Annotated in this window: 27 protein-coding genes and 4 tRNA genes; 15 read left to right on the top strand and 16 right to left on the bottom strand. The window is 70.4% G+C overall.

The features are described 5' to 3' along the window. Positions 1–134 precede the first annotated feature (134 nt). Positions 135–1046: a superoxide dismutase gene (locus tag AB0I79_RS23735; protein WP_357876324.1), complete on the top strand. Its 912-nt coding sequence runs from the start codon at positions 135–137 to the stop codon at positions 1044–1046. Positions 1047–1177: 131 nt separating this feature from the next. Here AB0I79_RS23735 and AB0I79_RS23730 read toward each other — a convergent pair whose 3' ends face one another. From AB0I79_RS23730 to AB0I79_RS23720, 3 genes are all read right to left on the bottom strand, one after another. Beyond that, the gene (locus tag AB0I79_RS23730; RefSeq protein ID WP_357876322.1) at positions 1178–1786 is read right to left on the bottom strand and encodes an FMN reductase; all 609 of its coding nucleotides are present in this window, start codon (positions 1784–1786) and stop codon (positions 1178–1180) included. A 28-nt stretch (positions 1787–1814) separates the two neighbouring features. Beyond that, a complete protein-coding gene (locus tag AB0I79_RS23725) occupies positions 1815–2972 on the bottom strand; it encodes an LLM class flavin-dependent oxidoreductase (RefSeq protein WP_357876320.1) in 1158 nt (385 codons plus the stop codon). A gap of 78 nt (positions 2973–3050) precedes the next feature. Further along, positions 3051–3587, bottom strand: a complete 537-nt coding sequence (locus tag AB0I79_RS23720; protein WP_357876318.1) for an ABATE domain-containing protein — start codon at positions 3585–3587, stop codon at positions 3051–3053. A gap of 91 nt (positions 3588–3678) precedes the next feature. On the opposite strand from AB0I79_RS23720, the gene AB0I79_RS23715 reads away from it, so the two are divergent. Then, positions 3679–4974: an MFS transporter gene (locus AB0I79_RS23715; RefSeq protein ID WP_357876317.1), complete on the top strand. Its 1296-nt coding sequence runs from the start codon at positions 3679–3681 to the stop codon at positions 4972–4974. A gap of 77 nt (positions 4975–5051) precedes the next feature. Here AB0I79_RS23715 and AB0I79_RS23710 read toward each other — a convergent pair whose 3' ends face one another. From AB0I79_RS23710 to AB0I79_RS23700, 3 genes are all read right to left on the bottom strand, one after another. After that, the gene (locus AB0I79_RS23710; protein WP_357876315.1) at positions 5052–5702 is read right to left on the bottom strand and encodes an epimerase; all 651 of its coding nucleotides are present in this window, start codon (positions 5700–5702) and stop codon (positions 5052–5054) included. Continuing rightward, complete coding sequence (locus tag AB0I79_RS23705; RefSeq protein WP_357876313.1) at positions 5699–6019, bottom strand: DUF4291 family protein; 321 nt, start codon at positions 6017–6019, stop codon at positions 5699–5701. The genes AB0I79_RS23710 and AB0I79_RS23705 overlap by 4 nt, the downstream gene beginning before the upstream one ends. A 66-nt stretch (positions 6020–6085) precedes the next feature. Further along, positions 6086–6817, bottom strand: coding sequence for a helix-turn-helix domain-containing protein (locus AB0I79_RS23700; protein WP_357876311.1), 732 nt, complete (start codon positions 6815–6817; stop codon positions 6086–6088). A 71-nt stretch (positions 6818–6888) separates the two neighbouring features. On the opposite strand from AB0I79_RS23700, the gene AB0I79_RS23695 reads away from it, so the two are divergent. Together AB0I79_RS23695 and AB0I79_RS23690 are read left to right on the top strand one after the other, a co-directional pair. Then, complete coding sequence (locus tag AB0I79_RS23695; protein WP_357876310.1) at positions 6889–7254, top strand: metal-sulfur cluster assembly factor; 366 nt, start codon at positions 6889–6891, stop codon at positions 7252–7254. Next, positions 7251–8234: an amidohydrolase family protein gene (locus AB0I79_RS23690; RefSeq protein ID WP_357876308.1), complete on the top strand. Its 984-nt coding sequence runs from the start codon at positions 7251–7253 to the stop codon at positions 8232–8234. The genes AB0I79_RS23695 and AB0I79_RS23690 overlap by 4 nt, the downstream gene beginning before the upstream one ends. Before the next feature lie 726 nt (positions 8235–8960). Here AB0I79_RS23690 and AB0I79_RS23685 read toward each other — a convergent pair. From AB0I79_RS23685 to AB0I79_RS23660, 6 genes are all read right to left on the bottom strand, one after another. Continuing rightward, the gene (locus AB0I79_RS23685; protein WP_357876306.1) at positions 8961–9392 is read right to left on the bottom strand and encodes a nuclear transport factor 2 family protein; all 432 of its coding nucleotides are present in this window, start codon (positions 9390–9392) and stop codon (positions 8961–8963) included. Between the two features lie 165 nt (positions 9393–9557). After that, a tRNA-Val gene (locus AB0I79_RS23680) sits at positions 9558–9632 on the bottom strand. Positions 9633–9637: 5 nt separating this feature from the next. After that, positions 9638–9708: transfer RNA gene (locus AB0I79_RS23675), tRNA-Cys, on the bottom strand. Between the two features lie 15 nt (positions 9709–9723). Beyond that, positions 9724–9795 (bottom strand) — tRNA-Gly (locus AB0I79_RS23670). A gap of 88 nt (positions 9796–9883) precedes the next feature. Continuing rightward, positions 9884–10609, bottom strand: a complete 726-nt coding sequence (locus AB0I79_RS23665) for an SDR family oxidoreductase (protein WP_357876304.1) — start codon at positions 10607–10609, stop codon at positions 9884–9886. Between the two features lie 25 nt (positions 10610–10634). After that, positions 10635–11834 carry a hypothetical protein gene (locus AB0I79_RS23660; protein ID WP_357876302.1) on the bottom strand — a complete coding sequence of 400 codons (1200 nt, stop codon included), beginning with the start codon at positions 11832–11834 and terminating at the stop codon, positions 10635–10637. 101 nt (positions 11835–11935) lie between these two features. On the opposite strand from AB0I79_RS23660, the gene AB0I79_RS23655 reads away from it, so the two are divergent. Genes AB0I79_RS23655 through hutH form a run of 3 tightly spaced genes read left to right on the top strand, consistent with a single transcriptional unit; the run spans position 11936 to position 14806 of the window. Then, positions 11936–12487 carry a hemerythrin domain-containing protein gene (locus AB0I79_RS23655; protein WP_357876300.1) on the top strand — a complete coding sequence of 184 codons (552 nt, stop codon included), beginning with the start codon at positions 11936–11938 and terminating at the stop codon, positions 12485–12487. A 44-nt stretch (positions 12488–12531) separates the two neighbouring features. Further along, entirely contained in the window at positions 12532–13239 is a 708-nt protein-coding gene (locus AB0I79_RS23650) for a metalloregulator ArsR/SmtB family transcription factor (protein WP_357876298.1), read from the top strand. 16 nt (positions 13240–13255) lie between these two features. Further along, positions 13256–14806: a histidine ammonia-lyase gene (hutH, locus tag AB0I79_RS23645; protein ID WP_357876296.1), complete on the top strand. Its 1551-nt coding sequence runs from the start codon at positions 13256–13258 to the stop codon at positions 14804–14806. 6 nt (positions 14807–14812) lie between these two features. On the opposite strand, the gene AB0I79_RS23640 is transcribed toward hutH, so the two are convergent. Then, on the bottom strand, positions 14813–16039 hold the full coding sequence (locus AB0I79_RS23640) for an NAD(P)-binding domain-containing protein (protein ID WP_357876295.1): 1227 nt from the start codon (positions 16037–16039) through the stop codon (positions 14813–14815). 58 nt (positions 16040–16097) lie between these two features. Between AB0I79_RS23640 and AB0I79_RS23635 the strand changes: the two genes are divergently transcribed. Genes AB0I79_RS23635 through AB0I79_RS23625 form a run of 3 tightly spaced genes read left to right on the top strand, consistent with a single transcriptional unit; the run spans position 16098 to position 18823 of the window. Continuing rightward, positions 16098–17015, top strand: a complete 918-nt coding sequence (locus AB0I79_RS23635) for a LysR family transcriptional regulator (protein WP_357876293.1) — start codon at positions 16098–16100, stop codon at positions 17013–17015. A 29-nt stretch (positions 17016–17044) separates the two neighbouring features. Then, the gene (locus tag AB0I79_RS23630; protein WP_357876291.1) at positions 17045–17992 is read left to right on the top strand and encodes a chorismate-binding protein; all 948 of its coding nucleotides are present in this window, start codon (positions 17045–17047) and stop codon (positions 17990–17992) included. Continuing rightward, positions 17993–18823, top strand: a complete 831-nt coding sequence (locus AB0I79_RS23625; protein ID WP_357876289.1) for an aminotransferase class IV — start codon at positions 17993–17995, stop codon at positions 18821–18823. It begins immediately after the preceding gene. Between the two features lie 489 nt (positions 18824–19312). Here AB0I79_RS23625 and AB0I79_RS23620 read toward each other — a convergent pair whose 3' ends face one another. Then, on the bottom strand, positions 19313–20701 hold the full coding sequence (locus AB0I79_RS23620; RefSeq protein ID WP_357876287.1) for a hypothetical protein: 1389 nt from the start codon (positions 20699–20701) through the stop codon (positions 19313–19315). Positions 20702–20810: 109 nt separating this feature from the next. Next, a complete protein-coding gene (locus AB0I79_RS23615) occupies positions 20811–20975 on the bottom strand; it encodes a hypothetical protein (RefSeq protein ID WP_357876285.1) in 165 nt (54 codons plus the stop codon). Here AB0I79_RS23615 and AB0I79_RS23610 point away from each other — a divergent pair. After that, positions 20974–21402, top strand: a complete 429-nt coding sequence (locus tag AB0I79_RS23610; RefSeq protein WP_357876283.1) for a DUF305 domain-containing protein — start codon at positions 20974–20976, stop codon at positions 21400–21402. The genes AB0I79_RS23615 and AB0I79_RS23610 overlap by 2 nt on opposite strands. Positions 21403–21531: 129 nt before the next feature. Here AB0I79_RS23610 and AB0I79_RS23605 read toward each other — a convergent pair whose 3' ends face one another. Continuing rightward, the gene (locus AB0I79_RS23605; RefSeq protein ID WP_020547189.1) at positions 21532–21948 is read right to left on the bottom strand and encodes an SsgA family sporulation/cell division regulator; all 417 of its coding nucleotides are present in this window, start codon (positions 21946–21948) and stop codon (positions 21532–21534) included. Between the two features lie 471 nt (positions 21949–22419). On the opposite strand from AB0I79_RS23605, the gene AB0I79_RS23600 reads away from it, so the two are divergent. The 4 genes from AB0I79_RS23600 to AB0I79_RS23585 all read left to right on the top strand — a co-directional run bounded on the left by AB0I79_RS23600 (position 22420) and on the right by AB0I79_RS23585 (position 24866). After that, positions 22420–22494: transfer RNA gene (locus AB0I79_RS23600), tRNA-Val, on the top strand. Positions 22495–22774: 280 nt separating this feature from the next. Further along, positions 22775–23464: an AraC family transcriptional regulator gene (locus AB0I79_RS23595; RefSeq protein ID WP_357876281.1), complete on the top strand. Its 690-nt coding sequence runs from the start codon at positions 22775–22777 to the stop codon at positions 23462–23464. A gap of 55 nt (positions 23465–23519) precedes the next feature. Continuing rightward, positions 23520–24077, top strand: coding sequence for a dihydrofolate reductase family protein (locus AB0I79_RS23590; RefSeq protein ID WP_357876597.1), 558 nt, complete (start codon positions 23520–23522; stop codon positions 24075–24077). A 45-nt stretch (positions 24078–24122) separates the two neighbouring features. After that, positions 24123–24866, top strand: a complete 744-nt coding sequence (locus AB0I79_RS23585) for an alpha/beta fold hydrolase (RefSeq protein WP_357876279.1) — start codon at positions 24123–24125, stop codon at positions 24864–24866. Positions 24867–25516: the final 650 nt, after the last annotated feature.

The raw sequence follows: 25516 nt of genomic DNA, 5'->3' as shown, positions 1-25516 counted from the left end.
GCGTTTTCCCGTTCCGTGATCAGGAACGCACGGCTTCCGAAAGATCCCGCCTGGTCCGGACCGTTGCTGAAAGGTCCCTGTGAAGCCGCCCATGGGGCTATGCCGCGGCCGGTCACTTGGGCATCGTGGGCCGCATGAGATCCGCGATCCTGAAGACCGCACTCGGCAGTGCCTTGATCGTCGTCCTGCTCGGCGGCGTGCCGGTCCAGGCGGCGACGAAGCCCGACACGTTCCCGCTGCCCAACGGGTTCCAGCCGGAGGGCATCGCGATCGGGGGCCACTACGCCTACTTCGGCTCACGCGCGACCGGTGACATCTACCGGGCCGACCTGCGTACCGGGGAGGGAGGCGTGATCAGCAAGGGGCCGGGCACGCAGTCGCTCGGGCTCAAGACCGACGGGCGCGGCCGGCTGTTCGTGGCGGGAGGCAACGCCGGGAACGCGCGGGTGATCGACCTGCGCACCGGGGCGGTCGTCAAGTCGTACCAGCTGGCCACCGGCACGTCGTTCGTCAACGACGTGATCCTCTTCCGCGGCGCCGCGTACTACACCGACTCGGCCAACCCCGTGCTGTACAAGCTGGAGCTCGGCCGGGGCGGCGCGCTGCCCGGCGAGGCCGTCAAGATCCCGCTCAGCGGCGCCATCCAGTACACGACCGGCAACAACGCCAACGGGATCGCCCCCAGCCCCGACGGCAGGTCGCTGCTGATCGTCCAGTCCAACACCGGCAAGCTGTTCGAGGTGGACCCGTCGTCCGGCGTCACCACGGAGGTGGACCTGGGCGGCGAGACGCTGGTCAACGGCGACGGCCTGCTGCTGGCCGGCCGCACCCTGTACGCCGTCCAGAACCGCCTGAACACCCTCGCCGCGATCGGCCTGGCCCGCGACGGCGCGTCCGGCAAGCTCATCAGGCGGCTGACCGACGACAGGTTCGACGTCCCCACGACCGTCGCCGCCTACGGCCGCCGCCTCTACCTGCCCAACGCCCGCTTCACCACCACCCCGACCCCCGACACCACCTACGACGTGGTCGCCATCAAGCCCTGACGCCCGCTGGAGCGTCCCGGGGCTCCCCGGGGCGCTCGCTGGTCTCCCCGGCCCGCACCGCCGCCTCTCGTGCGTCGGGGAGCGCGTTCGGGCACGTCACCTCGCTCCCGTCCTGCGCCGGCGGCCCGGCCTCACTCCGCCGGACGCAGCGCCGCGAGCTGCTGCTCGAACGGCACGACCTCCTCCTCTGCCGGCTCAGGCCTCCGGGGAGCCCGGTGCAGCAGCAGGTCGGCCAGCTCCTGCGCGGCGCGGGCGATGCGCTCGCCGAGCCCGTCGGTGAACGCGTCCCGGCCGCCGCCCCAGTCCTCCGCGGCCGCGTACACGGCGGTCGGGACGACCACCGCACGCAGGTACGCGAACAGCGGCCGCAGCGCGTGCTCCAGCGCCAGCGAGTGCCGGGCGGTGCCCCCGGTGGCCGCGATCAGCACGGGCTTGCCCGCCAGCGCGGTGTTGTCGATCACGTCGAAGAACGACTTGAACAGGCCGCTGTAGGAGCCGCTGAAGATCGGCGTGACCACGACGAGCCCATCGGCCTGCGTGACGGCCTCGATCACCTCGCGCAGGCGGGTGTTCGGGAAGCCGGTGACGAAGTTGTTCGCGATGTCCACGGCCAGGTCGCGCAGCTCGACCACGCGGACCTCCACCTCCGCCCGCTGCGCCACCGCCTCGGTCAGGCGGTCGGCCAGCAGGCGGGTGGAGGAGGGCTGCGTCAGCCCCGCCGTGACGACGACGAGCTTCATGGTTCTCCTTCGGGGGTACGTACGGCCTTCAGGCGCCGACCGGGGCCTGGGACGCGTCAGCGTTCGTGGCGTTCCCGGCGCCCTGGGCGTTCTGGGCGTTCTCGGCGTTCTTGGCGTTCTTGGCGGCGAGCAGGGAGGCGTGGGTGGGCGCGCCGGGGACCTCGGCCGGGCGGTCCTTGGCGAACTCCTTGCGCAGCACCGGCACCACCTCCTCGCCGAGGAGGTCGAGCTGCTCCAGCACGGTCTTCAGCGGCAGGCCCGCATGGTCCATGAGGAAGAGCTGGCGCTGGTAGTCGCCGAAGAACTCCCTGAACTCCAGCGTCCTGTCGATGACCTGCTGCGGGCTGCCCACGGTCAGCGGCGTCTCGGCCATGAACTCCTCCAGCGACGGCCCGTGGCCGTACACGGGGGCGACGTCGAAGTACGGGCGGAACTCGCGTACCGCGTCCTGGGAGTTCTTGCGCATGAACACCTGCCCGCCCAGGCCCACCACCGCCTGCTCGGGGGTGCCGTGGCCGTAGTGCGCGTACCGCTGGCGGTAGAGGTTGATCAGGCGCATGAAGTGCTCCTTCGGCCAGAAGATGTTGTTGGCGAAGAAGCCGTCGCCGTAGTAGGCGGCCTGCTCGGCGATCTCGGGGCTGCGGATCGAGCCGTGCCAGACGAACGGCGGCACCCCGTCGAGCGGGCGCGGCGTGCTGGTGAAGCCCTGCAGCGGCGTACGGAAGCGGCCCTCCCAGTCCACGACGTCCTCGCGCCACAGCCTGTGCAGCAGCGCGTAGTTCTCGATGGCCAGCGGGATGCCCTGGCGGATGTCCTGCCCGAACCACGGGTACACCGGCCCGGTGTTGCCGCGGCCCAGCATGAGGTCCACCCGGCCGTCGGCCAGGTGCTGCAGCATGGCGAAGTCCTCGGCGATCTTCACCGGATCGTTGGTCGTGATCAACGTCGTGGCGGTCGACAACTGCAGCCGCTCGGTCCTGGCCGCGATGTAGCCGAGCATCGTGGTGGGGGAGGACGGCACGAACGGCGGGTTGTGGTGCTCGCCGGTCGCGAAGACGTCCAGCCCGACCTCCTCCGCCTTGAGCGCGATCGCCACCATCGCCTTGATCCGCTCGTGCTCGGTCGGGGTCCTGCCGGTGGTGGGGTCCGCGGTGACGTCGCCCACACTGAAGATTCCGAACTGCACCTTAGTCACCAACCCTGACTGTTGAATCTTTGACGGATACGGCAGCGTCCGCACCCCCTCAGATATTCCACCATGCGTTCAGCCGTGCCGGCGGGCGCGGAAGGCCGCCGCCTTGGCCCGGTTGCCGCAACCGCGCATGTCGCACCAGCGGCGCGTACGCCGGTGCGAGGCGTCGACGTAGAGCCGCGTGCACGGGGCCGCCTCGCACTCCCTGATCAGCCCGGCCTCCGGGCCGCCGAGCAGCTCGGCCGCCGCCCGCGCCGTGCTGGACAGCGCCGCGCGCAGATCGCCGCCGCGTTCCACGCCCCGCTCGCCGAGCAGCACGCCCGCGGGCGCGTGCCGGGCGGCGGCGTTGAGCGTGGCGCGGTCGGCGGGATCCAGGGCACTTCCGGTACGGGCCGCGGACGCCAGCCGGTAGATCGCCTCGCGCAACGCCCTCGCCTCCGCCAGGTCGCCGTCGCTCACCGAAGGGTGGACGTCGAGCAGCCCGGCCGCCACCGTCCAGCGGGCCAGGTCGCCGGGTGCCGCCAGCAGGTCGATGCGCTCGCCGCGCCGCTGCCCGACGGTGCCGGCCAGGTCGAGCCCGAGGTTCCCGCTGATGAAGGTGAAGTCCATGGCCTCGATAGTAACCGCGTTGACAAGTTACTTTCGGGGCTGCCAGGGTGAGTAACCGCTAAATCCGGTTATTTTATGAAAGGCGGATTCGATGACGGCTGCGGGCGTTCGGCGGGATCGGCGCGCGTACGGGCCGCGGCATCGCTGGGTCGTACTGGCCTTGGGCGTCGGGGCGCAGGCCGCCTTCGCGGCGATGTTCTCCGGCATCCCCCTCACCGGGGTGTCGATGCGGGCCGGTTACCACCTGTCCACGGAGGCGCTCGGCCTGGTGCTGGCCTGCCTGGGGCTCGGGGTCGCGGCCTCCGACATCGCGTGGGGGCTGCTGACCGACCGCTTCGGGGACCGGCGCGTCCTGCTCACGGGGCTGACCGCGACGGGCGCGCTGCTGGTGGTGATGGCCGCCGCCGTGACCCCGCCGGACGGGGCGGGCGTGGCGCTGCTGGCCCTCTGCCTGACGGTCGCCGGCGCGCTGGGCGGCAGCGTCAACGGGGCCTCGGGACGGGCGGTCATGACGTGGTTCGGGGAGGGGGAGCGGGGCTTTGCGATGAGCATCCGCCAGACGGCCATCCCGGTCGGCGGAGCGGCCGGGGTGGCGCTGCTGCCGTGGCTCGCGAGCGCGTACGGCTTCCGCGCCGCCTACGCCGTTCCTGCCGCCTTCTGCCTCGCCGCGGCGGCGGCCACCTGGCGCTGGCTCCACGAACCGCCCCCACCCGCCGGCCCCGGCCCCACGCCCGCCACCGGTGCGGACCCGTGCCCGGGCCTGAAGGCTCGCTCCCCACTCAGGCGCTGGGACGTGTGGCGCCTGGCCCTCGCCGGCGCCCTCCTCACCGTCCCCCAGTTCGCCGTGCTCTCCTTCACCGCGATCTTCCTGCACGACGTCAAGGGCGAGGGCGCCACCCTGGCCGGCCTGACGGTCGTCATCGCCCAGCTGGGCGGCGGCGCGGCCCGCATCTGGACCGGCCGCCGCACCGACCGCACGGGCACCCGCCGCACCCACATCAGGGCCATCGGCGCCCTGGCCGGCCTCGCCATGGCAGGCGCCGCGGTGCTCACCGACGCCCCCACCCCGCTCACCGTCACCGCCCTGGCCCTCGGCGGCCTCCTGGCCAACTCCTGGCACGGCGTCGCCTACACCGAGATCGCCGCCATGGCGGGCGCGTCCAGGGCCGGCACCGCCCTGGGACTCCTGGGCACCACCCTGTTCGCGATGGGCTTCCTGACCCCGCTGCTCATCCCCGTGGCCATCGCCCACACCTCCTGGGCGGCGGTCTGGGGCCTGGCCGCCGCGGCCTCGCTCCTCGCCGTTCCGCTCGTGCCGGGCGAGGCGAGAGCACGCCGCCGAGATCACAGCCACGCCGCCAAGGTCAATGCCGCGCCGCTGACGTGAAAGCGCGCCGATGATGTGGGAGCGTGGCGCTCGCTGACGTGGGAGCGCGGCGGTCACGTGGGAGGGCGGCGTCGACGTCAGAGCGCGTTGATGTCGGCGGGCCCGAGGATCCGCTTCGCCGTGCCCCGCTCCGCCACCGCGATCATCGCCCGCCCGACCTGCTCGGTCGTGGTCACCGCGCCCCCGACCAGCCGCCGCAACACGGGGAAGAGCGGCCGGGTGATGACGTACGCCGCCTGGTAGAGCCGCGTACGGGAGCGGACGCCGTGCACGGGCTGCACATACCCCGGCCGGAACATGTACGCCTCCAGCGGCAGCGCGAGCAGCGCGTTCTCGGTCTCCCCCTTCACCCTGGCCCACATGGCCCGCCCCCGGGCGTCGGCCCCGGCGCCGGACACGTACACGAACGTCGACCCGGGGCTGAGCCGCGCCAGCGTCTCACCCACCGACAGCGTGAAGTCGTAGGTGATCCGCCGGTAGTCCCGCTCGCGCATCCCGGCCGACGAGACGCCCAGGCAGAAGAAGCACGCGTCGTACCCGCCGAGTTCCCCCTCGACAGGCGCCAGCTCCAGCAGGTCGTCGTGCAGGATCTCGCGCAGCTTCCCGTGCGTGACCCCGGTCGAGGCCCGCCCGACCGCCAGCACGGCCGTGACCCGGTCGTCGAGCAGGCACTCCGTGAGCACCCCGCGCCCGATCATGCCGGTCGCCCCGAACAGGATCACCCTCATTCCACGCTCGCCCCCATCGTCTCCGCCAGCTCGTCAGGAACCGGATACGGCCGCTCGGCCGGCAGCAGCGCACGGGCGTCCGCCCCGCCGCGTACCGCCGCATGCACCTCCCGTACCCCGTCCGTGACGTCCCTGATCCCCAGCGTCCACTCATCCACGTAGCGCCGCACCGCCTCCCCGGCCAGCCCCACCTGGATCGACCGGTACGGCAGCGCCTCGTGCCGCAACCCGCGCTCGGGGTCCCACTGGATCCGCACCGGGCTGCGGCGCACCCGCCGCGCCCACTCCGGCCGCCGGTCGTCCGGTACATCATCCACAGCAACGACGGCTTGCACGTTTATGGCGCACAAGCCTGGCCAGAACGGAGGGCGGAAGGCAACGCATCAACCCAGGTCCCGTACGGCCTGCGCCAGCCGGATGCGGGCGATCTGCGGGATGGACAGCCCGCGGGCCGAGATGCCGATGGCCCAGTCCGTGCCCGGCACCACCGCCCCCGCGCACGCCACCTGCTCCCTGAACTGCCCGTGCTCCTCCACCACCTCCCCCGGCCGTAACGCCGACAGCTCCTCCTCGACGTCCTCCACGCTGACCGGGGTGGAGGAGGTGAAGCGGCGCAGGCCGTACCCGGTCAGGACGCCGCGCCGGGTGCGGGACGGCAGCGAGAGCAGCAGCGCCTTGCCCAGCGCCGTCGCGTGCGGCGCCGTCTCCAGCCCCGCCTGCAGATCCTCCAGGTACGGCGAGTGCGGCCCCTCGGCCACGTCCACCACGACCAGCCGCCCTTCGGACAGCTGCGCCAGGTAGGCGGTGTGCCCGGTGACGGCGGCCAGGTGCCGCAGCACGGCGGCGGCGTGGGGCGGCCGCTCGAACGCGTCCAGCATCTCGTGGAACCGCTCGGCCACCTGCGAGCCGAGCATGTAGTCGCCGTCGGGCCGGCGGTACAGGTACCCCTCGTAGCACAGGGTGCGGACCAGGTGGTAGGAGGTGGACAGGTTCAGGCCGCAGCGGCGGGCGATGACCTTGACCGACAGCGGCCGGTCGGCGCGCGAGACCTCCTCCAGCACGCGGAGCGCACGGGAGACGCTGCGGATCAGATCGCTGGGTTGTTCGCCGGTCATCCACCAAGCATCTGCGCTATCTGAAATCGGGACGCCTACCCCGACGGGCACACCCGTCCGACGATGAGGTCATGCCGGAGATACCGCAGTGGGCCAGTGAGGCGCTGTCCGGGGTCTACGACCCGTGCTGCAGGGAGAAGGGCATCTCCGTCGTGGAGATGGGCCTGGTCAGATCGGTCGAGGTGGACGGCGGCCGGGCCCGCGTCGAGCTGCTGCTGACCTCGGGCTGGTGCCCGTTCGCCGCCAGGGTGCTGACCGAGGTCCGGGATCGCATCGAGGAGCAGCCCGGCATCAGCGAGGCGGAGGTCGAGGTGGTGTGGGACGAGGTGTGGACGACGGACCGGCTCTCCCCGCGGGCCGCCCGGCTGCTGCGCTTCCTGCCCGCGCCCGCGCAGGTGCCCGACAAGGCGGCCTACATCGGGAGGGAACTACGGTGATCGACGACTTCTTCGTGTTCGACAGCGTGGCCCACGTGTTCAACTTCGAGGCCAAGAACGCGTTCGGCCCCGCGGGCCAGATGTTCTCCAACCACCTGTACGCCTTCCACACCACGCTCACCCCGGAGGGCGAGACCAAGCTGCCGCCCGAGGAGTTCCTGCGGCAGTGGACGATCGATGACATCCGCCGCATGGTGTTCGAGGAGTCGGACACCGACATGCTGGTGGCCATGCCGCTGCCGCTCACCGACCTCTACCACGACGGCCTGTCGCCGTGGCAGGAGTGCGCGGAGCTGGCCGCCCGCGACCCGGACCGGACCGTCTTCTGGGGCTCGGTCAACCCCCTGGAGGGCCGCAAGGCGCTCGACCTGATGGAGCGGCAGGTGGGGGAGTACAACGCGCGGGCGTTCAAGCTGTACAACGTGCGCTACGACTACGGCTCGCCGTACCCGTGGCGCATGGACGACCCCAGGGTGGCCTTCCCGATCTTCGAGAAGGCGCAGGAGCTGGGCGTCAACCTGATCGGCGTGCACAAGGGCGTCCCGCTGGGCCCGCAGCCGATCGAGCACACGCAGACGTGGGACATGGACGGCGCCGCCGCGAACTTCCCCGACGTCAACTTCGTCATCTTCCACGTCGGCCTGCCGTTCCTGGACGAGACCTGCTGGCAGCTGATCCGCTACCCCAACCTGTACGCCGACCTGGCGGCGACGATCAACTTCATCGTCAGGGCGCCCAGGATGTTCGCCGAGATCATCGGCAAGCTGCTCTTCTGGTGCGGCGAAGACAAGATCATCTACGGTTCGGAGGCGCCGATCTTCCATCCGCAGTGGGCGCTGAGGGCGTTCAGGGACTTCACGATCCCGCAGGACCTGTGCGACGGGTACGGCTACCCGCAGCTCACCGACCAGGCCAAGCGCAAGATCCTGGGCGAGAACCTGCTACGCCTGCATGGGCTTGCTCCGGTGAACCGCCTGTAACAGCCCGACGGCCACCGCTCGGAAGAGGTACGCCTGGGACGGCGCCGTCTGGGACGGTCCCTTCCGCGCCGAGCGCCGCCGGGCGAGCATGCCGCCGGCGGCACCGAGCGCCACCGTCCACGCCAGCGTCAGCGCCGCCCCGACCACCACGGCGCGCCTTCGAAGCCCGGAGGCGGCCCGCCCAGCGCCGACCGCAACGGCGGTCGTCCTCGGCCGCCAGCCTGATCCGCAGCCGCAGCCGCAGCCGCAGCCGCAGCCGCAGCCGCAGCCGCAGGGCCAGCGGCGAGCCCGCGTCGAGCTGCGACAGCGCGTCCCGCCGGCGCACGCGTACCGTCGCCGCCGCCGCGGCCGTGCGGTGCTCGTGCACCCACATCCCGCCCAGGCCGAGCGCCGCCCTGGCGAGCGCGTCCGCCTCGCCTCGCTGCGCCGCCTGCGCGTAGGCGCTGTCGAACCTTTCGCGTGCCCGTCGCATGTCCCCCTTGACGAGCAGCGCGTGCTCCCCGTCGAGAAGAGTCCACTCCAGCGTTTCGATCACTGGCCTTACCCCCGTGGCAAGCCGGAATACCTGGCGCACCCATGGGTGGCGGGCCTCCCACCGCTCCGCTTCCCCGGCCGATGAACTCTCGGGTGAACAAGCATGGAGACGGCTCCCGACCGTCGTCCGGTTCAATTCCACCTCAAACCGGAAACTTCGGAACCGAATTAGTGGGGGAGATGTCCGGTATTTCAGCACACAGTGCGCCAGGTCTGCTCCTCCACCAGCTCGGTGCTGCGCCAGCCGTCGGGGGTGCGGCGCATGCGGTGATGGTAGTAGCCGCCGCCGTGCAGGAAGCCCTCGGTCCGGGCGGCCACCATCTCCCGTGTCGGGGCCAGGGTGTCGGTGAAGGGCGCGCTCACGCGGGCCTCGCCGTCGTGGAAGTCGATCCGGGCGGCGCCGATCAGGTGCAACCTGGCCGGCCAGTGCACCAGCACCTCGGCCAGCCACGCCTTGACCTCGTCCCGGGTGCCCGTGATGCCGCCGGAGGAGCTGTAGTCGATCACCGCGTCCTGGCAGAACACCTCGTCGAGCAGGTCCCACTGCCCCGAGTCGATGGCGTACGTGTACCGCGCCAGCAGGCCGGTGATCTCCAGTCGGTCGGCGATCTCCTGAGTGTCCATGCGCTGATCGTCGCGCCCAGAACGCCGGATGACCAGGCCGCTCAGCCGCTCGTCCGGCCCAGCACGGTGGTGCACCTCGCCGAACGGCCACGGGTACCGCCGCCGGGGCAAGCACCCGGGGTGGAAACACGAAGGCCCTGGCTGATCAGCCAGGGCCGTGAAGTGTGGTGGACGATACTGGGATTGAACCAGTGACCTCTTCCGTGTCAGGGAAGCGCTCTCCCGCTGAGCTAATCGTCCTCGCGAGGTGGCGACGGGATTTGAACCCGTGTGGACGGCTTTGCAGGCCGCTGCCTCGCCTCTCGGCCACGCCACCGAGCCGGAAGCTCCGAGCGGAAGACGGGATTCGAACCCGCGACCCTCACCTTGGCAAGGTGATGCTCTACCACTGAGCCACTTCCGCATCCACCCCCGTGAGTTTCACTCCGGGGCGACGAGAGAACTCTAGCGAATCCTGGCCCAGTCCCCAAACTGGAATACGCCCGCCCAGGTCACGTGTGCCCGCCGTTGACGGTGACGCGCTGCCCGGTGACGAACGCGCCGCCCTCCGAGGCGAGGTACGACACCGCCGCCGCCACGTCCTCCGGCATGCCCATCCGCCCCAGCGGCACCTCCTCCCGGTACGCGCTCTCGTCCAGCCCCTCGTGCCGCTCCACCGGGATCCAGCCGGGCGCGACCACGTTCACCGTGATGCCGTACGGGCCCAGCTCCCTGGCCCACACCTCGGTGAGGGCGTGCTGGGCGGCCTTGGCGGCGGTGTAGGCGGAGGTGGCGGGCAGCTTGCGGTCCACGATGTCGGAGCCGACCTGGATGACGCGGCCGCCGCCCCGTTCCCGCATGCCCGGCAGCACCGCCTGGACGAGCAGCGTCGGGCTCTTGACGAAGAACGTGAGCTGGTCGAGGTGCGCCTGCCAGGTGAGGTCCTCGACACCGGCGGTCGGCTGCGGGCCTGTCGCGTTGGCCACCAGCACCCCCACCGGGCCGAGCCGGTCGGCGACGGCGGCGACCAGGCCCTCGACGGCGGCCTCGTCCGTGATGTCGGCGGCGAACGCCTCGGCGACGCCGCCCGCCGTACGGATGGAATCGGCCACCTGCTCGGCGCCGGCCCGGTCGGAGCGGTAGTTGACGGCCACGGCCAGGCCGTCGGCGGCCAGCCTGCGGGCGATGGCGGCCCCGAGACCACGCGAGGCGCCGGTGACGAGCGCGACAGTTGTCATGGGGCCAGACTCTAGCCGGGGACGGTCAGCTGCTGAGCTGCAGGCCCGCCGGATGCGGCCCCTCCGTCTCCAGGCGGTACTCGCGGCCGGAGATGGCCCGGTTGTCGTCGATGACGCGCTCCGACGCCGGCTTCTCGCCGCCCATCACGGCCTCCTGCATCCGGGTGAAGCGCTCGTGCGCCTCCCGCACGTACCCGGTGCCCAGCGTGGTGCAGTCGATCTGGGTGGCGAGCAGGTCGCGGATGTACCCCTTGTTCGGCTCGAACGTCACCGGCGGCGGCAGCGCGGGAGCGAGCACCTGGTCGGGATCGCGCCCGTCGAACCGCTTGAACAACTCCGCGGCCAGCCGCAGGTGCTCCAGCTCCATGTTGAGGTGCAGCTCCCAGATGTTCTTCACCTTCGGGTCGGACTCGGTCTCCATGAACGAGTAGTAGAGGTAGCACTCGTTGTACTCGTGGTTGAGCAGCATCTCCCACCAGCTCTCGCCGGGGTCCACGAGCGACTCGTAGTGGGTGACGTGCTCCTCCTCCACCATCCCGATCTCCTGGTAGAGCTGCCGGGCGATCGGCTCCATGTACATCGGCCCGACGTTCATGTAGAAGTTCATCGTCTGCTGCTCGGCCGACATGATCGTCAGCGCGTGCAGCCGGGACAGCGGCTCGGTGACGCTGCGGACGTAGGGCCGGCGCACGTTGTCGAACGGGTCGCGGTGGTGCAGGTACGTGGGGCGGCCCGGCATGACCTCGGTCAGGTTGTCGACGATCTTCTCGGCCTTGCGGTGCTCGATCATCTCGTACAGGTTGGCGTACCGGTAGAGGTGGTCGAAGTCCTCCAGCACGCCGAACTGGTAGGCCTGCCGCAGGTACGGATCGGGCTCCATGCGCGCCACCCAGGCGGTCAGGTCCACCGCCACCTGCTCGTAGGCGATCGTCGTCTCCAGCACCGACGACGCTCCGGGCAGCAGCCAGTTGACCGTCTTCTGCTGCTGCGCCTCGATGTAGCGCACCCTGGCGAGCTGCTGCTTGATCTCCAGGTCGGGGCAGTGGCGGGCGAGCTGGTGGCTGAACAGGATGGCCTCCACCTCGATCCCGTTCATGGTGATGATCCGGCACCGCGTGTACGGGTCGGCGTGGTCCGGGTCGATCGGCGTGACGTTCAGCTCCCGCCAGTCGCGCAGCTGCTCGTCCAGCGGGATGCCCCGCTGCTGGAGTGGGTCGAAGGCCATGTCGCTGCGCGTACCCGCGGCCCATCCCGACAACCTCCGCGTTCCGTCCGTGTTCGGTAAGGCGGCGCGTGCCGGGAGCGGGCCCGGGTACGGGCGCTGACGTGGCTGAACAAGATGTCATCGAGCTCCTGATGGCCCAGCACGGCCAGATCAGGGATCTGTTCGACGAGGTGGAGCAGGCGCCTCCGGACAAGGTGGGGGACGCCTTCGACCGGCTGACGCGCATGTTGTCCGTGCACGAGACGGCCGAGGAGGAGATCGTCCACCCGTACGCGCGCAGGAAGCTCGACAACGGCCACGGCGTGGTCGCCGACCGGCTGACCGAGGAGAACCGGGCCAAGCGCCTCCTGCTCGACCTGCACAGGAGCGGCGTGGACCACCCGCAGTTCTGGGAGGGCCTGGCCGCGCTGCGTACCGCCGTGCTCGCGCATGCCCGCAGCGAGGAGCGCTACGAGTTCGCCAGGCTGCGCGCGAACACCTCCGCCGTGGAGCGGCGGGCGATGGCGGCGGCGGTGCGCGCGGCCGAGACGCTCGCGCCGACACGCCCGCATCCCGGCACGGAGTCCGCGACCAGGAACCTGATCATGGGCCCGCCGCTCGTGGTCATGGACCGGGCCCGCGAGCTGATCAGGAAGGCGCTGGGCAAGCGCTGACCCTTCGGTCCACGTCGAAGGGTTCACGTACTAGCGTCGCAGTCATGGAGCACATCGCCAGGGACGCCGACATCGCCCCCGTCGCCGCGCTGATCGCCGACCCCACCAGGGCCGCCATCCTGACCGCGCTGCTCGGCGGCCGGGCGCTGGCCGCGGGGGAGCTGGCCAGGATGGCCGGGGTGAGCGCGGCCACCGCGAGCGCCCACCTGGCCAAGCTGCTCGACGGCCGGCTCGTGGACGTCGTGCGCCAGGGCCGCCACCGCTACTACCGCCTGGCCGGGCATGAGATCGCCGAGGTGCTGGAGGTGCTGGCCCGGATCAGCGCCCGCCCGCCGGTGCGCTCGCTGCGCCAGTCGCGGCAGGCCAGGATGCTGGAGGAGGCCCGTACGTGCTACGACCACCTGGCGGGCCGGGCCGGGGTGGGGCTGCTCGACCGGCTCAAGGAGGGCGGCTGCTACGACGGCCACGACGTGACGGAGACGGGGGAGCGGCTGCTGTCGCGGCTGGGCGTGGACGTGGCGGGAGCGCGCCGGTCGAGGAGGCGCTTCGCGCCCGAGTGCCTCGACTGGACCGAGCGCCGGGCGCACCTCGGCGGGGCACTCGGCGCGGCGATCACGGAGGTGCTGTTCGAACGCGGGTGGTACCGGCGGGGCAGCGTGCCCAGGGCGGTGGTCCTCACAGACGAGGGCAGGGAGGGGCTGGCGGAACTGTTCTCCGGTAAGGGGCTAACATCGGTTACGCCGGTTACCTGAATGAGAGAGACGCACCATGCGCGACAACGGAGTCGTGAACGTCGGTCCGGAGCCGCTGGCCTTCGACGACGTCATCAGGGTGGCCCGCCACGGAGCCCCCGTACAGCTCACCGACGATGCCATCGCCGCCATCGCGGCGGCCCGCCAGCGGGTGAACGAGCTGGCCGAGAGTCCCGTACCCGCGTACGGCATCTCGACCGGGTTCGGCGCGCTGGCCACGCGGCACATCGACCCGGCGCTGCGCGCCCAGCTCCAGCGCTCGCTGGTGCGCTCGCACGCGGCCGGCAGCGGGCCCGAGGTGGAGACCGAGGTGGTGCGCGCGCTCATGCTGCTGCGGCTGAGCACGCTCGCCACCGGCCACACCGGCATCAGGCCGACCACGGCCAAGACCCTGGCCGCGCTGATCAGCGCGGGCATCACCCCGATCGTGCACGAGTACGGCAGCCTCGGCTGCTCCGGCGACCTGGCGCCGCTGGCGCACGTGGCGCTCACGCTGATGGGCGAGGGCGTCGTACGGGACGCCTCGGGCACCGTGCTGCCGGCGGCCGAGGCGCTCAAGCAGGCGAAGATCGACCCGGTGGAGCTGGCCGCCAAGGAGGGCCTGGCGCTGATCAACGGCACGGACGGCATGCTCGGCATGCTGATCCTGGCCATCGACGACCTCACCAGGCTGGTCAGGACCGCCGACGTGAGCGCCGCCATGAGCGTGGAGGCGCTGCTGGGCACCGACCGCGTGTTCGCCCCCGAGCTGCAGGCGCTGCGGCCGCACCCCGGCCAGGCGCTGTCCGCCGCCAACATGACGAAGGTGCTGCGCGACTCGGGCATCATGGCCAGTCACCGCGACCCGGCGGCCTGCACCCGCGTTCAGGACGCCTACTCCCTGCGCTGCGCGCCCCAGGTCGCCGGGGCGGCCCGCGACACGATCGCGCACGCCGCCACCGTGGCCGGGCGGGAGCTGGCCAGCGCCATCGACAACCCGGCCGTGCTGGCCGACGGCCGCGTCGAGTCGAACGGCAACTTCCACGGCGCGCCCCTGGCGTACGTGCTGGACTTCCTCGCCGTCGTGGCCGCCGACCTGGCCTCGATGTCGGAGCGCCGCACCGACCGTTTCCTGGACGTGGCCCGCAACCACGGCCTGCCCGCGTTCCTGGCGAACGACCCCGGCGTGGACTCCGGCCACATGATCGCCCAGTACACCCAGGCGGCCGTGGTCTCCGAGCTGAAGCGCCTGGCCGTGCCCGCCAGCGTGGACTCCATCCCCAGCTCCGCCATGCAGGAGGACCACGTCTCCATGGGCTGGTCGGCGGCCCGCAAGCTGCGCAGGTCCGTGGACGGGCTCACCAGGGTGCTGGCCATCGAGGTGCTCACCGCCGCCCGCGCGCTCGACCTGCGCGCCCCGCTGGAGCCCGCGCCCGCGACGGCGGCCGTGCTCCAGGCGCTGCGCGAGACCGTGCCCGCGCCGGGGCCCGACCGGTTCCTGGCTCCGGAGATCGACTCGGCCGTGCGCCTGGTGGCCGAGGGCGGCGTGGTCGCCGCGGCGGAGTCGGTCACCGGCCCCCTGGACTGACGCCGGCTAACGCGGCAGGGCCACGATCAGGTCCACCTCCAGCAGCAGCCCCGGCATGAACAGCTTCGACACCTCGACCGTCGTGCTGGCCGGGGGCGTGCCGGTGATGTACTTCCTGCGCACCCGCCCGTACGCGACCCGGTCCTCCATGTCGGTCAGGTACGTCCTGAGGAACGCGATGTCGGCGAAACTCGCGCCCTGATCGGTGAGGATGCGCGAGATGACCTGGAAGACGTGCTCGGCCTGGGCCTCCATGGAGCCCTCGCCGACGAGGTTCCCGTGCTCGTCGAAGGCGGCCTGCCCGGAGATGTAGAGCATGTCGCCCACGCGCGTGGCGTGCGAGTACATGCCGTTCGTGGCGGGGATCGTCGAGAGGTTGAGCGACACGGCCCGGTGCCCGGGGCCGCCCATGGGTTGCCCGGCGGCGGTGGCCGGGCCGATCGGGCCGGTGGGGCCGGTCAGGCTGTCCGGGCCGCCGCCGACGTGTTCGGCGATCGCGGTCAGATCGTGCTCGCCGAGCCCGGCCGCGCGAGCCTCCTGCAACCTGGCCCGCGCGGCCGTGGCCATCGTCGCGCCCTCCCACGCCCCCAGCTCCAGGTCCTTCGTGGCGTGGGCCAGCGAGTAGCGGGTCTGCGCCGCCGGCACGCGCAACCGCTCGGCCAGTACGCCCAGCGGGGTGCCCGACAGCACGTCGATCAGCGCGCCGCGGTCCACGCCGTGCGAGGCGCCGTACGCGAACGTCTCGGCGAGCAGCACCTGGGCCGGCACGAGCGCGCTCATCACGGCGATCTTCATGGCCGCGCCGGACCCCAGCGGCCCGCACTCGCGCACCGGCCCGAACACCGACAACACCTCGCGGCACCCCTGCACGTCGCCACCGGCAAGCACGGTCAGCGTGCCCTCGGCCGCGGGGCCCACGCTGCCCAGCACCGGCGCGTCCACCAGCTCCACCTCGGGTGGGAGCAGCGCGCGCAGCTCGCGCACCGCCTCGAGGCCGATCGTGGACATCTCCACCACCGTCGCCCCCGGCCGCAGCCCCGGCAGCGCCGCAGTCAGCACCTCGCGCACCGCCGCCGGATCGCTCAGCATCGTGATGACCAGGTCGGCGCCGTCCACCGCCGCGGCCACGGGCACCCCGTCGGAGCGCCGCCACGTCGTCACCTTATGCCCGGCCGACACGAGCCGCCGGGCCATCGGGGCGCCCATGCGCCCCTGTCCGAGAAAAGCAATCACGTGCGTCAGTGAACACCGGTGCGAGGTATTCCACCACCGACTAGATTGCATGGCAGCCATGTATGACACGAATGCCTTTGACACCGGCTCGCTGCGGCTCTTCGACGAGGTCGCCAGGAGCGGCTCGTTCACGGCCGCCGCCGAACTGCTCGGATACACCCAGTCGGCGGTCTCCCGCCGCGTCGCCGCGCTCGAACGCGCCGCGGGCGGCCCGCTGTTCGAACGGCTGGCCCGCGGCGTGCGCCTGACACCCGCGGGCGCGGCCCTGCACCGGCACGCCGTCGCCGTGCTCGACCGGCTCGAACGCGCGGGCGAGGAACTGGCCGCCATCCACGGGGGACACGGGGGCATCCTCCGGGTGGGCTCGTTCGCCACGGCCAACATCGACCTGCTGCCGGGCACGCTCAAGCGCTTCCTGGAGCGGCGTACCGGCGTCGAGCTGCGGCTGACCGAAGGGCTCAGCGCCCGGCTGATGGACCTGCTGCACGCCGGGGCGCTCGACGTGGCCGTGATCAGCGACTACCCGGCAGGGCTGCCCGGCGAGGGGGCACGCACGGTGCCGCTGGGGGAGGATCGGCTGCTGGTGGCGCTGCCCGCCGGACACCGGCTGGCGGGCGAGGCCGAGGTGGACCTGCGTGACCTGGCGGGAGAGCCCTGGATCGAGGCCGCGCCGCGCGGCCAGCCGACGCTGCTGGTGGCGGCGTGCGCGGCGGCCGGGTTCACGCCGCGTGGCGGGCCGCGGGTGGCGGAATGGTCGGGCAAGTTCGGATTCGTCGCCGCCGGGCTCGGGGTGACGCTGGTGCCGGAGCTGGCGGCGCGGGCCGTACCGGCGGATCTGGTGCTCAAACCCCTCAGAGGTACGACACCCGCACGCAAGGTCTACGCGGCCCTCCCCGAGTCGCCACTGCCCGCCGCGCTGGAGCTGGTCGAGATGCTGGGAGAATGGGAGGTGTGTATGACGGATTCGCCCACTTAGGCGGCTTTCTCGCCAGCGGGTTGCGCGATGTGACCTCAGACCTCGCCGCGCTCGACGGGGAGGGCTGGTGGGCCGTCGTGGTCGACTACGAGGGCAAGGTGACGTGCGCCCGGTTCGACCGGGTGCGCAGGTCCCCCCTGCCCGCGCCCGCCGCCCCCTGGCGCGGGCCGCACCCCGGCCAGTGGGTCAGCTCCCTCGACCAGGCCGCGTACGAGCGCGGCGTGCGGGCCATCCGCGACTACATCGAGCAGGGCGAGGTCTACCAGGCGAACCTTTGCCGTATCTTGACCGCGCCCGTGCCGCGTGACGCCGACCCGCTCGCCCTGGCGGCCAGGCTGGCGTCCGGCAACCCCGCCCCGTACGCGGCCGTCATCGACGTCCCCGGCCTGAGCGTGGTGTCGGCCTCGCCCGAGCTCTACCTGTCGCGCGACGGCGACGTCGTCGAGTCCAGGCCGATCAAGGGCACCGGCGCGACCGCGGGCGACCTCCTCGACAAGGACTACGCCGAGAACGTCATGATCGTCGACCTCGTCCGGAACGACCTCGGCAGGATCGCGGCCGTCGGATCGGTCGAGGTGCCGTCGTTGTGCGCGGTCGAGGAGCACCCCGGGCTCGTCCACCTCGTCTCCACCGTGCGTGCCAGGCTCGCGCCCGGCGCGGGCTGGCCGGAGCTGTTCGCGGCGACTTTCCCGCCCGGATCTGTCACGGGTGCTCCGAAATCGTCGGCTCTGCGCATCATCAATGAGCTCGAACCAGCACCCCGCGGCCCGTACTGTGGGGCGGTGGGCTGGGTCGACGCCGACCGAGGCAGGGCGGCGCTGGCCGTAGGCATCAGAACATTCTGGATCTCCGGCAGCGAGATCCGGTTCGGCACGGGAGCGGGCATCACCTGGGGTAGCGATCCCCGGCGCGAGTGGCTCGAGACCGAGCTCAAAGCAGCCAGGCTCATCTCACTGGCATCCACAGGAGGAAACTGAATGAACATCCCTGTCTGGGTCAACGGGGAGTTGATCGACCCCGCTCAGGCCACCGTGTCGGTGTTCGACCACGGGCTCATGGTCGGCGACGGCGTCTTCGAGACCATCAAGATCGTGAACGGCGAGTCGTTCGCGCTCACCCGGCACCTCGACCGGCTCACGCTCTCCGCCCAGCGCATGGACCTGCCCGAACCCGACGTCGAGGCCATCGCCGACGGCATCGCCAAGCTCCTGGAGGTCGCGCCCGCCTGGGCGCTCGGCCGTATCCGCGTCACCTACACCAGCGGCCCCGGCCCCCTCGGGTCCGACCGCGGCGATCAGGGCACCACCTCCGTCGTCATCGTGGACGAGCAGAAGCCGTTCCCCGCCACCGCGAACGTCGCCGTCGTGCCGTGGCCGCGCAACGAGCGCGGCGCGCTGTCGGGCGTCAAGAGCACCTCCTACGGCGACAACGCCAAGGCCCTGCTGTACGCGAAGAAGCGCGGCGGCGGCGAGGCCATCTTCGGCAACCTCGCCGGCAACCTGTGCGAGGGCACCGGCTCCAACATCTTCGTCGTCCGCGACGGCCGCCTGCTCACCCCCACCCTCAAGTCGGGCTGCCTGGCCGGGGTGACCAGGGCGCTGGTGCTCGAATGGTGCGGCGGCGAGGAGACCGACGTGCCGCTGTCGGCGCTGTACGAGGCCGAGGAGGCGTTCCTCACCTCCACCACGCGCGACGTGCAGCCGATCAAGCTGGTCGACGACACCGAGCTCCCGGTCGCCCCCGGCCCGATCACCACCAAGGTCATGCGCGTGTTCGCCGAACGCTCCGCCACCGACCTGAACCCGTGAGCGTGCCCTCCTGATCACGAGTCCTCCCCTGGCCGCGAGGCCGGGGGACGGCGGGCCGCCCACCATTCTCCGCGTTCGGCTCCGGGCTTTCGGAAGGCGGCCTTACGCTTCTCGCGCCGAATCGCCCGAACCTGATGTGAGTTCGATAAGAGTGAGGATGGCGGCAACGCCAGTGCCGCCCTGCGCTCGGCCCCCTTCCGGCCCGCCTGACCGATCCGCGACGCCCACGCCACGGCGTCCGCCGCCGCGACGCCCACGCCACGGCGTCCACCGCCGCGACGCCCGGTTCCCAGGCGCGCCGCGGGTGCCCGGTTGACCACGCGGACGGTCAAGCTTGCGCGCGTTACGGCGCGGTGGCGGTGAGGCGGAGGAGCGTCTTCCTGGAAGGTCCGCAGCGCGGGGCGGCGGGTGGGGCCAACCTGGCTTTGCCGTAAGGGATGGACCCACCCGGACGCGGGCGGAAAGCGGCGAGCGGTCACGGCCGGATGGCTAGTAGGACTTCTGGGTTTGCACGTTGAAGTCGTCCATCTTGACCTGCTTGGCCGGGTCGGTCAGCGGGTCGGTGATCTCGAGGACGTCCAGCCCCTCCGTCATGTCGCTGGAGTAGATGTAGCCGTTGTAGTAGTAGGCCGACCAGGAGCCCACGACGCCGCCGCCCTCGTGCGGCCCGCGCTCGAAGTAGCCGATCTCCTTCGGGTTCGCCGAGTCGGTGAAGTCCCAGATCGACACGCCGCCCTGGTACCACGACTGCACCATGATGTCCTTGCCGTCCACCGGGATCAGGGAGCCGTTGTGGGCCACGCAGTTCTCGTTCGGCTGCTGCTCGCGCGGGATCTTGAAGTAGCCGCGCCGCTCCAGCTTGTCGCCGACCACGTCGTAGACGGCGTTCGCGCCCTTGGTGGGGGGTGTGTTGCGGTCGCAGGTGGCCTGGCCGCCGCCGCCCAGCTCGTCGCTGAAGACGACCTTCGTGCCGTCGTTGTTGAACGTCGCCGAGTGCCAGATCTGGAAGTTCTCCAGGTCGGTGAGTTGCTGGAGGACCTTCGGCCGCACCGGGTCGGAGATGTCGAGCAGCACGCCGTCGCCGAAGCAGGCGGCCGCGGCCAGCTTCTTCTCCGGGTAGGCGGTGATGTCGTGGCAGCCGGAGGCGAGATCGGAGTGCTGCCGCTCGGGGAAGATGTCCGGCTTCGCCACGACCTTGGCGGACGCCGGGGACTTCGTCGGGATCTCCACGATCGAGATCAGCTCGTGCGGTGCCGGGCAGGTCTGCGAGTCCGGCTCGGGGCCGGGGGAGGAGACGTACACGTACAGCGTCTCACCGGCGGGCACCATCGTGTGCGTGTGCGAGCCGCAGTCGGTCTGGACCGCGCCCACGTACTGCGGGCTCTTCTTGTCGCTGATGTTGAAGATCCGCAGGCCCTCCCAGTTCCGCTCCTCGTCGCCGGAGTCGCACTCCGGGCCGCCGCGCGGTTCGTCGATCGACAGGATCAGCAGATCCTGGTAAACGGTCACGTCATTCTGTTGCGCCGGGCAGGACACCTGGCTGACGAGCTGGGGCTTGGTCGGGTTGCCGATGTCGTAGATCGAGAACCCACCGAAGTTCCCCACGTAGGCGTAGTCGCCCTGGAACGCAAGATCAGTACCGAGATCGCCCTCGCCGTCGAGCGGAGCCGTTCGTGGCATATTGGCGATGTGCTTGACGTTGTCGCTCATCATCACGCCGCCGGGAGGCAACGTGGCGGGAGTGCCGGCCGCGGCGCTGGTCTCCTGCGGAGCGGTCGCGGGTGCCGGCTCTCCGGTGGCGGCCGGCCCCGCGGCGCACGCGGAGGCCAGGAACAACACCGTACACAGCAACACTCCGCGCAACTTGGCAGAGATCAACGCGCATCCCCCTTGTCTAGTAGCTCACTATGGAAGCTATGTCAGCAGGTTATGGGCCGCGTACGGTCTTCATCACAGTTATGACGACATTTGCCCTTACCGCCTGCTCTCAGCCGCCCGCCGAGCCGGCGGGCTCGTCGCCCGTGGGCACGGGGGCGCCGGTCATCGTGCCGGGCAGCCCAGGCGTGCCGGCCCGCACGGCGACACCGGGGGAGCGGGTCGGTCCGACGCCTTCACCCACGGTGGCGGCTGACGTGCGGTTCGCGGAGGGCATGATCCCGCACCACCGGCAGGCGCTGGAGATGACCTCCATGGTGGAGGCGCGCACGACCACGGCGTCGATCCGCGCGTTCGCCCGCCAGATCGCGGCGGCCCAGACGCCGGAGATCAAGGCCATGACGGCGTGGCTGGCGGAGCTGGACCGCTCGGTGCCGGACGGGCACCAGCACGAGCAGGGGGCGAGCTACGGGATGGCGACGCAGGAGGAGCTGAACGCGCTGCGCGCGGCCAGGGGCACGGCCTTCGACCGCATGTTCCTGCAGCTCATGACCAGGCATCACGAGGGGGCGGTGAAGATGGCGGGGGAGCAGCTGGCCGACGGGCGGGACCAGCGCATGCGGATGATGGCCAAGGACGTGTACTCGGGGCAGAGCATCGAGATCGCCCGGATGCGCCAGGTCCTGGAGTCGCTCCCGGCCTAGCGGTCCCTGTCTCGCGGCCGTGGCGATGACAACGGGGAGGCTCCGCCGCTGGCGGAACCTCCCCTTCGCATAGATGTGTCCGGCCCCCTGAGGATCGCCGGACGACTACCCTGCGCGCGCCTGCTTCGGCTAGGACGGCCAGAGCATGTTGGTCAGCTCGGCGTCCAGATCCATGAAGTCGGTCTCCCGCCCGGCGGGCACCTTCTCGTAGGTCCGGTGGAGGAACTCGGTCAGCGGGGCCAGCGGCACTTCGAAGAGCGCCTGCCCGAACGGCGATGTGAGGCTGATGTGCAGGGTGCGTTCGCCGTCGGCGCGCGCGGGCCACACCTGCACGTCGCCGTCGCCGACACGCCTCACGATGCCCACGGTGAGCAACTCGCGGGCAAAGATCCACTCGACCGGCTCGTCGTTCCCTACGTGGAAGGCCATGCGGATGGCGTACGGATCGTCGGCTGTGTAACTCAGTCCGGCGAGCAGGGGGACGGTAGTACGGTCGGGGACCACAAGCCGAAGGCCAAGCTCGGCGGAGACGGTGGTGCTGTTCATCGTCAGCCAAACCTTTTCGTCGTAGGTCCCCTCTTCGGGGCTTTCACTGCTCTGACGGACTTCGTCCTGAGCTATGACGCGGAACGAAGAAACCTGTAGGAAAGATTCCGCCCCCAGGGCCTTCTGTAACGCACATCACAGCTGGACATTTAGGCATCTACCAGGCTAAACGGCATCAATCGGGTCGTATTTACAAGGGTTTTGCGTGCTGTGGAGCCTGCCCCGGACGCCCCGTCCATGAACGTTTCTCGCCGAAAGATCATGGCCGATGCCTTCCGGGACACGACGATGGTATGCCACCCGCCCGCCGTGCCGATGGGCAACCGCCGCGTTTCACCCGAATCCCTCTGACGCGCCACCCCGCCGGCCCCCGGGCCTCCCAAGATCGTCGCGGAGACCGATCGGTTCGCCGTAGGTGCCGGAGTGCGGTATGGTTTTCCACGTCGGCACCGCAAGGGAGCCGGCAAGGGCGGGCGATTAGCTCAGCGGGAGAGCGCTTCGTTCACACCGAAGAGGTCACTGGTTCGATCCCAGTATCGCCCACCAAGGTCAAGGGCCACTTCCCATACATGGGAGTGGCCCTTCTGATCTTCTGGATGACTATCCGAGTGACTATCCTGCTCCAGCGTCATCACCGGAGAAGATCCGATCCATGACAATCGCACCGTCCCGGGTAACAGGCTTGATCTGGTGAGATAGCCCATTTCGGTGACCGCTGATCCGCCGGCATGCCCGATCATGCTGCCCACCGGCGTCGATGGCCACCACTCCTGGCGGGCCTTGTCGTACGCGACCACGTGCGAGGGGTGGTCTATAGTCACGCCGCGTGGGGCTAATCTTCAACGCTCTGGCCGGCGAACTCCCGCTGGTGCAACGGGTGTGGTCGGCGAGCTGTGATGCCACGACCAGTTTCAGCTCGGCGGCCAAGTCCTCATCCATGATCGCGTTCGCGCGGGGCGATGACGGATTGACGGTGCACGTGCGCGGGCCGGAGACGCGGGGCACATCGCTGACTTGCCTGGAAGGCTGGGAGTTCTTCGGGGTGGATCTGCAGCTCGGTGCCTATCTGCCGCTGTACCCGCCCTCCGGTCTGACCGATCTCAGGGATGCGTTGTTGCCGACCCTGCCGGGCGGCCGGATCTTGTTGGACAACCAGGACTGGGAGATGCCGACCGAGCAGAACGTCGACGTCTTCGTCGGCCGGTTGGTGCGCGCAGGTCTGTTGTTCTTCGACCCTCTCGTCGACGAGATCCGGCACGGCGAACGGCCACGCGGCATGTCGGAACGGATCGCGCAGATCCGGTTCCGCCGGGCCGTCGGGATCTCGCACCGCAAGCTCGCCAGCATCGAGCAGGCACGGCACGCCGCGCAACTCCTCGCGGCGGGGAGATCGATCGCCGACGTGGTCACCGCCTGCGGCTATTACGATCAGCCACAGCTCGCGCGGGCGATGCGGTGGGCGACTGGTCACACCCCCGGTGAGTTGAGGACCGGCATCCCGTTTCTGGCGTTGTGATGCGGGTTCGGTTCGATACAAGACGGGCCGATCAGCCGGATGGTTGACTCCCGGCGTGCGAAAACTGATCGAATACGACCATCTCTCGATAGATGGGCGAATGTCCGGCGATGCCTGGTGGGCCGGGCAGGTGAAGGTCGTCCCCAACGACAACCACTTCGCCTATCAGCTCCGGCTGCTGTCCTCGGCGGTCGGTCTCGTGCTCGGCCGGGTGACCTATGAGAGTTTCGCCCGGACCTGGCCGACCATGACCGGCGAGGTCGCAGACAAGATCAACTCCTTGCCCAAGTACGTCGCCTCCACCACGCTGACCGGGACCACGCTGACCGGGACCACGTGGAACGCGGAGGTGCTGGCCGGCGACGCGGTCGAGGCGGTCGCCCGGCTCAAGGAGGCCGGCGACGGCACCTTGGTGAAGTACGGCAACGGCCCGTTCAGCCGGGCGCTGGTCGAGGCGGGTCTGCTCGACGAGCTGCATCTGAGCATCTCCCCATTCGTGGCTGGATCCGGTGAGTCGCTGCTGTCCGGCATCCGTACTACCGCCATGGACCTGACGAAAGTAACCGAGCTCGGCAACGGCGCAGTGGTGCTGACCTATGTGCCGAGTCGGTAGACGGCGACGAGGGGAATCGACATGACTCAAGGTGCGTACGCCTCAGTGAACGGCATCGACCTCTACTACGAGGTTCTGGGTGCCGATCATCCCGGTCCGCCGCTCGTCATGCTGCACGGCGGCGCGTACACGTTCCATCTGAGCTTCGACTCGCTGCTGCCGGCGTTGACCGCTGAGCGGAAGGTGATCGGTGTCGAGTTGCAGGGGCACGGGCACACCGCCGACAGCGACCGGCCGTTCTCCATCCGGCAGTGCGCCGAGGACGTGATCGCGCTGCTCGATCATCTCGGCGTCGAGCGGGCCGACTTGTTCGGCTACAGCCTGGGCGGGCTGGTCTCCACTGAGGTCGCCGTCTCGGCCCCGGACCGGGTCGGCCGGGTCGTGCTGGCGGCCTCGCATTTCGGGTCGACCCGACTCGAGGCGTATTACCCCGAGATCACGGCGTTGGAGCTGCATTCGCCTCGGATGCCGACCGAGGAGGAGTCCACGGCGATGAAACGCGCCTACGACGAGGTGGCGCCGAATCCCGAGAACTTCTTCCCGTTCGTGGTGAAGATCCAGCCGGCCGTGCACGATTTCGAGGGGTGGACCGACGAACAGCTGGCCCGGCTGACGATGCCGGTCTTGATCATCATCGGCGACACCGACTTCGTCCGGCTCGAGCACGCCGTCGAGATGAAGCAGCTGCTGCCGAACGCGCAACTGGCGATCCTGCCGGATACGAAGCATTTGCAGGTCATCCGGCCCGACCTGGTGCTGCCGATGGTCACCGCGTTCCTGCGCCAGTGATCAGAGCCAGGCAGGTGCGGCGCGGCGGTGTGCTGACATTTCCGGCCCGCCGGATATTCGGGTGTGCTTCGGCGCGCCTCTCGCTAACGTGGGAGAAAGCTTCACGAAGCCCCGGAAAAAGCGCGGGTCGAAGGAGCGTCGGTTATCTTTCTGCAACAAAGATCACGCCCGGCGCCCGACAAACATATCCGCGCCTTCTCCGGGACGAGTGGGCTGGTCAGGTCTGGTGCTGGCACGGGTCGAATCTCGTCGGTCATCGCTTCTCAAGCGGGAGACGCGGGTTCGAATCCCGTCACGGACTCCGGGTTCGTGTGGCTCAGTGGCCCAGAGCGCCTGAACGGCCGGCGGGTCTCCCCTATCCGCGCCAGTTCCAGGCCTGATCGTTCGGCAGTCCTGCCAGCGGTACGGGTCGAATCCGATCGGTTATCTCGATTGTGGTTCGAGTAGTCCGGGTTCGAGTCCCGGCAGGCGTGTGCGCGCCTGTGGTGTAAATCGGCAGCACGCTGCAGGCCGGTCGGAAATCCCATATCCGTGCTGCTGGCAAGGCTGCCGAGTGTCAGGCGGGGGAGCGGGTCGAAGTCGTATCGGTTATCGGGAACAGATTGTCGCAGGTTCGAGTCCTGCCCGCCCGGACAACATTTCCGGGTGGT

It is taken from the genome of Nonomuraea sp. NPDC050202 (assembly GCF_040656115.1).
Classification (GTDB): Bacteria; Actinomycetota; Actinomycetes; order Streptosporangiales; family Streptosporangiaceae; genus Nonomuraea.
This window is presented reverse-complemented; position numbering and strand designations above follow the sequence as displayed.